General features: G+C 64.1%; 13 protein-coding genes. 7 read left to right on the forward strand and 6 right to left on the reverse strand.

Going from position 1 to position 11,827, the window contains the following annotated elements; genetic code table 11:
- The first annotated feature begins 61 nt into the window (after nucleotides 1–61).
- The gene (locus tag B5D62_RS18800; RefSeq protein ID WP_085935479.1) at nucleotides 62–1,000 is read left to right on the forward strand and encodes an acetamidase/formamidase family protein; all 939 of its coding nucleotides are present in this window, start codon (nucleotides 62–64) and stop codon (nucleotides 998–1,000) included.
- A gap of 93 nt (nucleotides 1,001–1,093) precedes the next feature.
- Complete coding sequence (locus tag B5D62_RS18805) at nucleotides 1,094–1,471, forward strand: rhodanese-like domain-containing protein (protein ID WP_085935480.1); 378 nt, start codon at nucleotides 1,094–1,096, stop codon at nucleotides 1,469–1,471.
- Between the two features lie 12 nt (nucleotides 1,472–1,483).
- Here B5D62_RS18805 and B5D62_RS18810 read toward each other — a convergent pair whose 3' ends face one another.
- The 4 genes from B5D62_RS18810 to B5D62_RS18825 all read right to left on the reverse strand — a co-directional run bounded on the left by B5D62_RS18810 (nucleotide 1,484) and on the right by B5D62_RS18825 (nucleotide 5,317).
- Complete coding sequence (locus tag B5D62_RS18810) at nucleotides 1,484–2,701, reverse strand: MFS transporter (RefSeq protein WP_085935481.1); 1,218 nt, start codon at nucleotides 2,699–2,701, stop codon at nucleotides 1,484–1,486.
- A gap of 347 nt (nucleotides 2,702–3,048) precedes the next feature.
- On the reverse strand, nucleotides 3,049–3,483 hold the full coding sequence (locus tag B5D62_RS18815) for an NfeD family protein (RefSeq protein ID WP_085935482.1): 435 nt from the start codon (nucleotides 3,481–3,483) through the stop codon (nucleotides 3,049–3,051).
- A 6-nt stretch (nucleotides 3,484–3,489) separates the two neighbouring features.
- On the reverse strand, nucleotides 3,490–4,449 hold the full coding sequence (locus tag B5D62_RS18820; RefSeq protein ID WP_085935483.1) for an SPFH domain-containing protein: 960 nt from the start codon (nucleotides 4,447–4,449) through the stop codon (nucleotides 3,490–3,492).
- A gap of 73 nt (nucleotides 4,450–4,522) precedes the next feature.
- Nucleotides 4,523–5,317 (reverse strand): glutamine amidotransferase-related protein, encoded by a 795-nt coding sequence (locus B5D62_RS18825; RefSeq protein WP_085935484.1) that lies wholly within the window; start codon nucleotides 5,315–5,317, stop codon nucleotides 4,523–4,525.
- A 62-nt stretch (nucleotides 5,318–5,379) separates the two neighbouring features.
- Here B5D62_RS18825 and B5D62_RS18830 point away from each other — a divergent pair, with 62 nt between their 5' ends.
- The 3 genes from B5D62_RS18830 (at nucleotide 5,380) to B5D62_RS18840 (ending at nucleotide 7,941) form a co-directional block, all read left to right on the forward strand.
- The gene (locus tag B5D62_RS18830) at nucleotides 5,380–5,985 is read left to right on the forward strand and encodes a 2-hydroxychromene-2-carboxylate isomerase (RefSeq protein WP_085935485.1); all 606 of its coding nucleotides are present in this window, start codon (nucleotides 5,380–5,382) and stop codon (nucleotides 5,983–5,985) included.
- Nucleotides 5,982–7,283 carry an aspartate aminotransferase family protein gene (locus B5D62_RS18835; RefSeq protein WP_085935486.1) on the forward strand — a complete coding sequence of 434 codons (1,302 nt, stop codon included), beginning with the start codon at nucleotides 5,982–5,984 and terminating at the stop codon, nucleotides 7,281–7,283. The genes B5D62_RS18830 and B5D62_RS18835 overlap by 4 nt, the downstream gene beginning before the upstream one ends.
- A 97-nt stretch (nucleotides 7,284–7,380) precedes the next feature.
- On the forward strand, nucleotides 7,381–7,941 hold the full coding sequence (locus B5D62_RS18840) for a hypothetical protein (protein ID WP_085935487.1): 561 nt from the start codon (nucleotides 7,381–7,383) through the stop codon (nucleotides 7,939–7,941).
- Nucleotides 7,942–8,015: 74 nt separating this feature from the next.
- On the opposite strand, the gene B5D62_RS18845 is transcribed toward B5D62_RS18840, so the two are convergent.
- The gene (locus B5D62_RS18845) at nucleotides 8,016–8,987 is read right to left on the reverse strand and encodes a fatty acid desaturase family protein (protein WP_218191146.1); all 972 of its coding nucleotides are present in this window, start codon (nucleotides 8,985–8,987) and stop codon (nucleotides 8,016–8,018) included.
- 82 nt (nucleotides 8,988–9,069) lie between these two features.
- Between B5D62_RS18845 and B5D62_RS18850 the strand changes: the two genes are divergently transcribed.
- Nucleotides 9,070–9,969 (forward strand): alpha/beta fold hydrolase, encoded by a 900-nt coding sequence (locus tag B5D62_RS18850; RefSeq protein WP_085935488.1) that lies wholly within the window; start codon nucleotides 9,070–9,072, stop codon nucleotides 9,967–9,969.
- Nucleotides 9,966–10,577 carry an NAD(P)-dependent oxidoreductase gene (locus B5D62_RS18855; protein ID WP_085935489.1) on the forward strand — a complete coding sequence of 204 codons (612 nt, stop codon included), beginning with the start codon at nucleotides 9,966–9,968 and terminating at the stop codon, nucleotides 10,575–10,577. The genes B5D62_RS18850 and B5D62_RS18855 overlap by 4 nt, the downstream gene beginning before the upstream one ends.
- Before the next feature lie 78 nt (nucleotides 10,578–10,655).
- On the opposite strand, the gene B5D62_RS18860 is transcribed toward B5D62_RS18855, so the two are convergent.
- Entirely contained in the window at nucleotides 10,656–11,813 is a 1,158-nt protein-coding gene (locus tag B5D62_RS18860; protein ID WP_085935490.1) for a M20 family metallopeptidase, read from the reverse strand.
- Nucleotides 11,814–11,827 lie beyond the last annotated feature (14 nt).

Raw genomic sequence — 11,827 nt, forward strand, 5'->3', positions numbered from 1 at the left:
ATTCAGATGGTTGCGGGGCATGGATCGTGCTTCAAACCGGAGCGAAAGAAGGGGGACCGTCATGGCCACGCACGAGCTTCATTCCTCGCCCGAGACCTGCCACTGGGGCTATTTCGACAGCCAGCTCAAGCCGTCGCTCAGCCTCAAGTCCGGCGATATCGCCACCATTCATTGCGTTTCCGGTGCCGCGGAGATCCTGCCGCAACCGCCGATGAACGTGCTGCCGGAACATCGCGAGATCCTAGGCAAGCTGAAGCCGCATCTGGGGCGCCATATCCTGACGGGCCCGGTTCACGTCGAAGGTGCCGAGCGCGGCGATGTCCTGGCCGTCGAGGTACTCGACATTAAATTCCGCACCAATTGGGGCTGGAACGTGCAGCGGCCGTTGATGGGGACACTGCCCGAAGATTTCCAGTTCTACCGTCTCACGCACATTCCGATCGATTCGAACCGCGGCGTCTGCACCATGCCCTGGGGCACCGAGATCGAGCTCAAGCCCTTCTTTGGCATCATGGGCGTCGCCCCGCCGCCGGAATGGGGCCAGTGCAGTTCGGTCGAGCCGCGCGCCTTTGGCGGCAACATCGACAACAAGCACTTCAATGTCGGGACGACAGTCTACTTCCCGGTCTTCGCACCTGGAGCCCTCTTCTCGACCGGGGATGGTCATGGTGTGCAAGGCGACGGCGAGGTCAATCTCACCGCCCTCGAGACCAGCTTGAGCGGTACCTTCCGCTTCACCGTCCGCAAGGACATGAAGCTCAATAATCCGCGCGCGGAAACGGCCACGCACTGGATCACGCACGGCTTCGACACCGATCTCGACGACGCCGCCAAGGAAGCGCTGCGCGACATGATCCGCCTGATCACGGCCAAGACGGGCCTGAAGCCCGAGGACGCCTACATGCTCTGCAGCCTGAAGGGCGACCTGCACATCACCCAGACCGTCGACGGCAACAAGGGCGTGCACTGCATGATGGAGAAGGCGCTCATCGGCGGATGATCAGACCGACCGCCGTCGCTTGAAATATCCCGCATTCTGCCAATGATGGACCTGCCGCCCCATATTGCGGCGGCAGTTAACGGGAGGCAGTCGATGAAGACAGTTCAGGCGATGGTCGCGGAAGCGAATGCTGCCGTGCCGGCAATCAGTCCGGACGAGGCGAAGGGGCTGATCGGTCGTTCGGATGTGGTGTTTCTCGATGTTCGCGAGCCCGGAGAAGTGGCGGCATCCGGCAAGGTTCCCGGCGCTCTTGCCATTCCCCGGGGCCTGGTCGAGTTCCGCGCCGACCCAGCCTCTCCGTTGCACGATGCCGCGTTCGATCGCGCCAAGAGAATTGTCACTTATTGCGCCTCCGGCGGTCGCGCTGCTCTTGTCGGCAAGACCCTGAAGGACATGGGGTACGCCAACGTCCGCAATCTCGGTGGCTTCAAGGCCTGGGTCGACGCCGGCGGTCAGGTCGAGAAGGCCTGACTGTCGCATTTCTCAAGCCGGCTGGAGCGATGGCCGGGAGCGGGAGGGCAGCGGCGGGAAGGTCAAGGCAATCGCCGCCGCCCCCAGACCGATCCCGAAGGATCCGATATAGAGCCAACCGTAGCTGCCGTAGCTGTCATAGATCCAGCCGCCCACGGCAGGCCCCAGCGCCATTCCCAGGCTTGAAATCATGGCCGCTGCGCCAAACACGGTGCCCATGATGCGCATGGGAAAATATTCGCGCGCAATCACGGCATAGAGCGGCATCACTCCGCCGTAGGCCATCCCGAAGACGACGGCGACGGTATAGAACTCATCGAGCTGGCGGGTGAAGAAGTAGCCGCCCGCCGCCAGGGCCTGGATCAGAAGTCCCGCGACCACGACCGGCTTCGCGCCAAACCTGTCGCCCGCCAATCCGAACACGATGCGACCGACAAGGCCGGCAAGACCTTCGGCACTGTAGATCGTCACCGCCGCCATCGGCGCCAGACCGCAGGCAATGGCATAGCTCACGGTGTGGAAGATCGGCCCGGAGTGAGTGGCGCAGCAGCAGAAGAAGGTCAGCGCCAGAACGATGAACTGAGGCGAGCGCAACGCTTGCCGGACCGTCATGTCGGATTTGCCGGAGCCTGCTGCACCGGCTTGCATTGCCCCCTCTCCCGAAAGCGAGGGTGGCCGCCGCACGAGCATCGCGGTAGGCACGAGGAGCAGCCAGGCGAAGACGCCGATCACGATCTGTGCCGTGCGCCAGTCATAGGCCGAGATGAGCCAGCGCGCGAAGGGCGAGATCGTCATCGGTGCGACGCCCATCCCGGCCGACACGAGCGACACCGCGAGGCTGCGATGCTTCTCGAACCAGCCGGTGACCGTGGCAATCATCGGCGCAAAGATGGCGCCAGCGGCCGCCCCGACAATGATGCCATAGACCAGTTGGAACTCGAGCAGGCTGGTCGCACGGCTGGCTATCACCAGTCCGAGCCCCAGCAGCACCGCTCCCGACAGCACAACGATGCGCGGTCCGAAACGATCGGTGAGAGCGCCCCATCCGAATGCGGCAACACCCATGGTCAGGAAATCGAGCGTCATCGCGCTCGATACGCCAGTGCGTGACCACCCTGTCGCTTCCGTCATCGGCTGCAGGAACACCGCCAGCGAGAACAAGGCGCCGATAGCGACGCACCCCATCAGCGCGCCCGCGCCGACAACTACCCAGCCATAGGAGAACCTCATGCGTCATCTCCTTCAATCTCCTTGCAGGTGATAAGTTAACCTGTCGGTTAACTATATGGCAAGCCTGTCTGCAGGGCGGGCGCACCTTGCCGCAACCGCGGAGGTCCTTGGCCGTTGAGGTAACCGAGCTTCACAGGAGACACCGATGAGAAAAACCGCCGCTATGGCTTTGATTATCTGTGGCTTCGCGGCTGCCTGTACCGTCCGCTCCGAACGGACTGTCGTCGAACATCCGCAGCCGGCACCGACTGCCGTCGTCGCAACGCCTCCTCCGCCGCCACCGACCGTGGTCGTTCCGGCCGACTAGCAAGGCTGGTTAGGTCGAAATCCGCATTACAGGCAAAAGGTCACGGCGCCGGCTCTACCTTGAGTTCGGTGCCGTTGATCCCGACGACACGAACCCTGGATCCGGCCGCCATGTCGGGGCCGACGACGATCCAGCTTCCATCGGCCAAGGTGGCGCGGCCTCGACCGCCGAGAATCGGCTGATCGAGGAAGAAGGTTTTCCCGATGAGGGCCGCGCCGCGCGCATTGATATGGGGCTCGTCAGAACGGCCCTGAAGTCGCCGCAGCGACCGCCGCAGGAGGACTGCCGAAGCAACCGACAGCACGGCAAAAACGAAGAGTTGCAGTTCGAGGCCGGCGCCCGACGCAACAAGAAGCAGCAGACCGGCGCCGCCGGCACCAATGGCCAGGAAGAGAAAGACCACGCCCGGCAGCAACATCTCGAACACGAGAAGCACGGCCGCCAAGGCCCACCAATACCAGAATTCGATCGTCATGGTCGCTCAGCCGGAGGGCGGCACCGAGCCGCGGGGGCGGGCCGCACTCTCGGCCGCCCTCGCTTGGGCTTCCTTGGCCAGTTCGGCAATACCGGCAAGGGAAGCCATCACGCCCGCCGCCTCGACCGGCAGAAAGAACATCTTGGCATTGTTGGATGCACCCATCTTGGCCAGTGCCTCGACGTACTTGGTGCCGAGGAAATAGTTGATCGCCTGGGCGCCATTGCCGGCAATGGCCTGCGCCACCGATGCAGTGGCCTTCGCCTCGGCCTCGGCCAGACGTTCCCGCGCTTCGGCCTCGCGGAAGGCCGCTTCCCGCCGACCTTCGGCGATCAGGATGGCCGACTGCTTCTCGCCCTGAGCCCGCTGGATGCTCGATTCGCGCACGCCCTCGGCTTCGAGGATCGCGGCGCGCTTTTCGCGCTCGGCTTTCATCTGGCGGCCCATGGCCACTACGATGTCGTCGGGCGGCGCGATATCCTTGAGCTCGATCCGCAGCACCTTGATGCCCCAGGGATTGGTCGCCTGATCGATGACCGCGAGCAGTGTGTTGTTGATCTCGTTGCGCTTGGACAGGACCTCGTCGAGCGCCATGTTACCCATCACGCTCCTGATGTTGGTCAACGCCAAATTGGTGATGGCAAGATGGAGGTTCTGGACCTCGTACGCTGCACGTGCGGCGTCAATGACCTGGTAGAACGCGACCGCATCGACCTGCACCGTGGCATTGTCCTTGGTGATGACCTTCTGGGCCGGAATGTCGAGGACATTCTCCTGCATGTTCATCTTGCGGCCCACCGTATCGATGAACGGCACGATGAGATGCAGGCCGGGCGGCAGGGTCCGCGTGTACCGGCCGAAGCGTTCGATCGTCCAGTTGGTGCCCTGGCCCACCGTCTTCACGCCGGCAAAGACCAGCACAACCGCCACGACGACAAACGCCACGACGAAGATCAAAGCGCCCATGCCCGCCCTCCTGCTGGCGGGACCCTAGCCTAGCTGCCAGCCGCGAGCCATGGCGGTCGTGTCGGGCGATCGGTTATTCGGCGGCGAGCCGGAAGGCGGCCTCGATCGGCTCTTCGGCCGACATATCGTTGGCGGCGATAGGCTTGGCGCCCCGCTGATCGGTGGCAAGCCACCGGTCGAGGAAGCCGTTGATCCAGCGATCGAGCGGCGGGTCGTACAGGGGATGCATGGAGAGATGCACACCCCTCTGCTGTGCCCCCGGCATCTTCAACCGCTCGGCGGCGCTCAGCGTCCAGATTCGCTTCATCTCCAGCGTCACTTCCGGATGGAACTGAAAGCCGAAGGCATTCGGACCATGACGAAACGCCTGGACGGGATACCGGTCGTTGGTCGCCAGAACCTCACAGCACGCCGGCAATGTCATGCCCTCGCGGTGCCATTGATAGACCTTCATCGGCGCGCGGAACCATGCGCGGCCGGTCTCGGTCGGATGGATATCGACATAACCGATCTCGACCAGGCCTTGCGGATGTGGCGCCACGCGGCCGCCGGCCGCCCGCGTCAGGAGCTGGGCCCCGAGACATAGGCCGAGAAAGGGCACACCTGCCTCGACGACTTTGGGGATCCACTCGAGTTCGCACTTGATACCGGCCAGGGTGCCGCAGTCGTTGGCCGACATCGGTCCGCCGAAGATCACCACGCCGGCATAATCCGACATGTCTTCCGGCAGCCGGCAGCCGAGATTTGGGCAGAGGCGATGGAGTTCGTAGCCGCGCTTCTCGAGGAGGGCGCCGACCCGACCGGGCCGGGAATGTTCCCGATGGACCACGATGGCAATCTTTTTGGGCTTGTCAGCCGGTACCGTCATGGATTTGAAAAGTACGCTCGGCTTGTGGCAACGACAAGGCCAACCAGCGGCAAAGGGACGAAATGGCGCGCCAAATCGATTTCTACTTCGACTGCTCCTCCCCATGGACCTATCTCGCTTTTCACGCCATCCAGCCCCTGGCGGCCGAACTCCTCGCGGAAATTGCGTGGAAGCCAATCCTGGTCGGCGGTGTGTTCAATACCGTCAATCAAAGCGTCTACGAATCGCGAGCCAAGCCCAATCCGCTGAAGCAGGCCTATATGCTGAAAGACCTCGGCGACTGGGCTCGGCTCTACGGGCTGAGTATCGTGTTTCCGCCCCGCGTCTTCCCGGTCAACAGCGTCAAGTGCATGCGCGGCGCCTTTCTTGCCCTCGATGAAGGCAAGCTGGTGCCTTACGCCAAGGCAGCATTCGAGGCCTACTGGGGCGCGGATCGCGATCTCTCCAAGGAAGAGGTGCTGGCCGATATCGCCACCCAGGCTGGTTTGGAGCGGCAGCGTTTCTTTGCTGCCGTGGAAAGCCAATCCTGCAAGGACCGCCTTCGATCCAATACCGACGAGTTGATCGCACGCGGCGGCTTCGGTAGCCCGACCCTGTTCGTCGGATCGTCGATGTTCTTCGGCAACGACCGACTGCCGCTGGTGCGGGCGGCACTGGAAGCGACATGAGCCGGAATCAGGATCCCCAATTCTGGGCCAAGGCCCGGGCGCATCTGGTCCGCTACGGCGGCAGCTTCGCGCCGCTGATCGCGGAGCGCGCAGCGGGGAACTGGTTCACCGACGCCGACGGCCGGCGCATTCTGGATTTCACCTCCGGCCAGATGAGCGCCATTCTCGGCCACAGTCACCCCGAGATTGTCGAAGTAGCCAGACGCTCCCTGGGCGAGCTGGACCATCTCTACTCGTCGATCCTGTCGCGCCCGGTCGTCGATCTCGCCGCCCTCCTCGCCGAGATCTCACCGGGTCACCTCGACCGCGTGTTGCTGGTCTCCACCGGCGGAGAGTCGAACGAAGCGGCGTTGCGCATGGCCAAGCTGGTGACCGGCCGACACGAGATCGTGGCCATGAGTCGATCCTGGCACGGCGTGACGGGGGGCGCGGCATCCGCTACCTACTCCTCGAGCCGGCGCGGCTATGGCCCCGCCCTTCCCGGCGCTCTCGTCCTGCCGGCGCCCGACACTTACCGCTCGCGCTTCATCGACGAGCGCGGCACCTACGACTGGAAGAGCGAGCTTGCCTTCGGGTTCGACCTGATCGACCGGCAATCCACCGGGGCCCTGGCCGCCTGCATCGTGGAACCCATTCTGAGCTCAGGCGGCGTCCTCGAGCCGCCGGAGGGCTATATGGCCGCCCTGGCCGCCGAGTGCCGCGCTCGCAGGATGCAGCTTATCTTCGACGAGGCCCAGACCGGTCTCGGCCGAACCGGGAACCTATTCGCGTGCGAACGCGATGGAGTCGTCCCCGACTATCTCACCTTGTCGAAGACGCTGGGCGCCGGTCTGCCCTTGGCAGCGATGCTGACGACGCCGGAGATCGAGGACGTGGCCGCCGAGCGCGGTTACCTCTTCTATACGACCCATGCCTCCGATCCCCTGCCCGCCGCCGTCGGGTTGAAAGTCATCGACATTATCCTGCGCGAGCGCCTCACGAGCCGCGCCGCCGAATTGGGCCAGCAGCTCAAGTCGGGTCTTTTCGCGCTGCAACAGCGTCACGAATGCATCGGCGATGTGCGGGGCCGGGGCCTCCTTCTCGGCGTCGACATCGTCAAGGACCGGCGCAGCCGGGCGCCAGACCCGGAACTGGCCCAGCGTGTCGCCCAGGAGTGCCTCTCCCTGGGCATGATGACGAGCGTTGTCAGGGGCGGCTTCGGCATTTTCCGCATTGCGCCGCCGCTCACGATCGAGAGTGGGGAGATCGACCTTGGCCTCGAGATTTTTGACAAAGCCTTGACCAGGGCTCTCCGGTAACGGGGACTTTTCCCCCTGTGCGGTATTTGCGTTTGAAACGGCCTGCTAACTGTTGTACCCGCTGACCCGTTCCGGCCAATGTGTTGGGAGTGTGTGGATGATCAGCAAGGTTAAGCAGGTGGCAGTTCTGGTAGCAGGCGGCCTGGCGCTGGGCGCCTGCACGCTTGGGGGCGCGGATACCGCCGCTCCGGCGAAAAAGCCGCCGGCTCCGGACTATCAGGCGGCCAGCACGGCTCCGCCGCCCGCCAGCAAGGGCCTGCAGGCCATTTGCTACACCGATGCGGATCTCGCGATTGTTCGTGCGCGCATGCTCCAGCAGGAGCTCGTGGTGGCAACGCTGCAGTGCCAGAACCCGAATGGCACGCGCGCCTTCGACTCGCTGTACGGAAACTTCGTCAACAAGTTCAGCGCCGATTTGAGTAACAATGCCCGATCACTTACGGACGTTTCGCGGCGCAAGCGCTTCAACGTCGACGTGCTGGTCACCGAGTTCTCCAACCGCATGGCGCAGCGCGCGCCGGTGGACAAGGAATTCTGCTCGCGCAGCCTGCGCGCCCTGGAATGGTCGCTCGACCCGAAGGTGAAGACCCTGAGCGACGCGCCGCCGCCGTATGATCTCGGCCCGGAGATGAATATCCATCCCTGCCCGGCGAAGTGATTACAGACTTCCCAGTCGAAAGGCGGTCCTGACGGGCCGCCTTTTTCGCTTCCGGTTACGACGAGGCCATACCCTCAGATATGCTGCACGGACGGCCGTGGCCCCTCACCCCGGTCATCGCCGTGCTGCCGGGCAGCTGCGCGCTGGAGGACGGACCGGTAGCCGCGCTGGACTTCCATCTGCTCGCGCCAGCCAGCCGCGACCATGGCGCGATGCGCCTGCGGCAGCCGCCAACACGGCACGAACATGAAGAGATGATGTTCGAGGTGATAGTTCACCCAGTAGGGCGCGATGAACAGGCGCTCCAGCGGATTGATCAGCGTCGTTCGGGTATTGCGCAAGGGATCGTCGTTGTCGGGCACGACCGCATGCTCGGCGATGTTCCGGATGCGGCTGACGAGCTGGTACCAGGTCGCCAACGGCAACAGCCAGAGCACGGGATAGAGCCACCAGTATCCGGCCAGGGACAGCCCACCGAGCAGCAGCAGGTTGACGACGAAGGGCCCGCGTTCGGCCCGCCATAGATTGGCGAGCCTCCGGGCTGTCGACAGCTCGCGGTTGCCCAAGGCGCGTCGGATCTGCTCGCCGCGACGCTGATAGGCGGTCTGACCCGACAGATCGCGGACGATCTTGCGTCGCAGGCTCTGTCCGCTGATGGGAAATGGCGCAGATAGGCCAAGGTCGGGATCGTCGGCCTGCTGGGTGAAGCGATGATGCTTCAGGTGGTAGGGCCGATAAAGATCGAGGCTGGTGAAGACGGGAAAGGCACAGAGCCGCGAACCGACCCAATCATTCATACGGCGATTGGCGAACAGCAGCCCGTGCGCCGCATCGTGCATGAGGATCGCAAGACCAAGCTGACGGCAGCCAATCACCATCACGGCCAGCAAGAAGGTAAAAGGACTGGGCCACCAAGCGAACAGCGCCATGCTGCCCAGGATCAAAGCCCAGGCGTGCAGGACCAGAAGCGCCCCCATGACGTTCGACTTGGCGCGCAGACGCTGCACCACGTCCAGCGCAAGAAGCTCGCTGACCTTGATCGGCACTGACTGTGTTTCCTCCTGACCGAGGAGCGTGAGGGCAGCAATCAGGGCTGTCAACGCAACGCCGCTTCGCTAAGCTTGCCGCATGGATTCCCTGATCGTCCGCACGGACCAGCTCGACATTGCCTGCGAGGCCCATGGGCCCGCAGAGGGCCTGCCCGTAATTCTGCTGCATGGCTTCCCGTATGATCCCCGTTGTTTCGATCAGGTTGCGCCGCCCCTCGCCGCCGACGGTTGTCGCGTTATCGTCCCCTACCTGCGTGGCTACGGCCCGACGCGCTTCCTCTCATCCGGCACGCCACGCTCCGGCGAGCAGGCAGCGCTGGGCCACGACCTGCTGCAGCTCATGAACAAGCTCGACATCAAGCGAGCGACCTTGATGGGCTACGACTGGGGCGGCCGCGCCGCCTGCATCGTCGCAGCCCTGTGGCCCGATCGGGTACGAGCTCTGGTGACCTGCACCGGCTACAACATCCAAGACATTGCCGCGTCGTCGAAGCCGGCCTCGGCGGCGCACGAGCACCGCCTCTGGTACCAGTACTACTTCCATACCGAACGCGGCCGCGCCGGCCTGACTGAAAATCGCCGCGACATCTGCAAGCTTCTTTGGCAGCTGTGGTCGCCGAACTGGCGGTTCGACGAGGCCACTTTCGAGCGAAGCGCGTTGTCATTCGACAATCCCGACTTCGTCGACGTCGTGATCCAGTCTTACCGCCACCGCTATGGCTATGCGCCTGGCGATCCGGCCGTGGCCGATATCGAGACAAGGCTCGCGCAACAGCCTCCCATCCAGGTTCCGACGATCAACCTCCATGGCGAGGCCGATGGTGTGGGACCGGTCCCGCGGACCGACCATCATGCGCCGAGGTTCACAGGCGGCTACGAGCGCCGCCTGCTTCCCGACATCGGCCATAACGTCCCGCAGGAAGCGCCGGCGGATACGGTGGCGGCCGTCCGCGATCTGCTGAAGAGGACCCAGCCTTGAACCTCGTTGTGGTGGGCGCCACCGGCGCCATTGGCAGCCGGATCGTGGAGGAAGCGCTGCAGCGCGGCCACCAGGTTACGGCCACGACGCGCACCCCCTCGAGGCTTCCGGCTCGCGCCGGGATGACTGTCGAGGCCATGGACATCGGCGATGTCGGCCACGCGGCGAAGGTCTTCGCAGGACATGACGCCGCCATCGTCTCGGTCAAATGGAACGAGAACGACATCGGCGCGGTACTCGAGGCGATCCGCCGGTCGGGGATAAAGCGCTGCCTGTTCGTGATCGGAGCCGGCAGCCTGCTGCGCAAGGATGGCCGTACGCATTTCGAGCACATGGCCGAGAAAGGCATCCAGCCGCCGACATCGAAGCCAGCCGCCTTGGCCTTCGACGTCATCCGCAAGGCCGACGACCTCGACTGGACGGCGATCTCGCCGGCTGCGTCGATCCAGCCCGGCGAACGGACAGGCCAATTCAGGCTGGGCCTCGACCATCTGATCGAGGATGACAAGGGAGAGAGCCGTATCAGCCGCGAGGATTTCGCGATCGCCATTCTCGACGAGATTGAAAATCCGCGTCACATCCGCAAGCGCTTCACCGCCGCCTACTAGTCCGGAATTCACAGCCGCGCGAGCGACGGAGGGATCGGGCCGAGGCCGAATCTCTCCAGCCACTTGCCGCCTTCCGCCCTATTCCAGCGTCTCCAGCAGCCGCGAGCAGAGATAGGTCCGTGGCACCAGGGACGAATAGTAGATCTGCTCGTTGGCGGCGTGCGCGCCCTTGCCGTCGGCGCCCAGCCCGTCGAGCGTCGGGATCCCCAGCGCGGCGGTGAAGTTGCCGTCGCTGCCGCCGCCGGTGAGCGGCACATCGTTCAGTTCCTTGCCGATCTCGCGGTAGATCGCCTGCGCCTTGCCGAACAGGTCGGTGATGCCCGCATCCTTCTGGTAGGGCGGCCGGTTCATGCCGCCCTCCACAATGAGTTCAACATCCTTGCCGATCGGTTCGAGGTTGAGGAACCAGTGCGTCATCTCTTCCGCCAGTTCCGGGCTGGGCACGCGCAGATCGACGTCGGCGGTGCATTCGGCCGACACGACGTTCACGCCCGTACCGCCCTTCACCAGCCCGACGTTGCAGGTGATGCCGCGCGCGTAATCCGTCTTGGCTTCGATGCGCAGGATCTGGCGCGCCATCTCGAGGATCGCACTGCGTCCGTCCTCGTGACGGACGCCGGCATGGCTCGCTCGGCCCTTCACGGTTAGCGTGAAGCGTCCAACGCCCTTGCGCGACGTCACGACCTTGTCGCCGTCGCGTCCCGGCTCCATCACCAGCGCGTATTTGTGACCGCGCGCTGCTTCCTCGATGCGGGTGCGCGAGGTCGGGCTGCCGACCTCCTCCTCGGGGATGAACAGGAACGTCACCGGCAGCCTAGTCTTCTTGCCCTGCCGCACCAAGTGCCGCAGCGCGTAGTAGGCGATGTAGCCGCCCGCCTTCATGTCGTAGATGCCGGGCCCGTAGATGCTGTCGCCCTCACGCCGGATTTTCAGCTCCTTCTCGATCATGCCGATGGGATGAACGGTGTCGAGATGAGCCACGACCAGGATGCCCTTGCCATCACCCTGACTCCATTCCGTCGGGGTCCGGCATTCGAGAATGTCGCCGAAGCCGTCGATGCCGGGCGTCCGGTCGATCTTCAGTCCCAGATCGCGGAACTGGCCTTCCACATGGTCGACGACCTTGTTGACCGCCTTGCCGTCATGGCTGGGGCTCTCGATCGAAACCCATTCGACGATCCCGCCCAGGATCTCGTCGGCATCGATTTTCGGTTCGTTCTTGCGGCTGTCGGTCATCGATAGGTACTCCC

Origin of the sequence: Enhydrobacter aerosaccus (assembly GCF_900167455.1) — a bacterium.
GTDB lineage: Bacteria > Pseudomonadota > Alphaproteobacteria > Reyranellales > Reyranellaceae > Reyranella > Reyranella aerosaccus.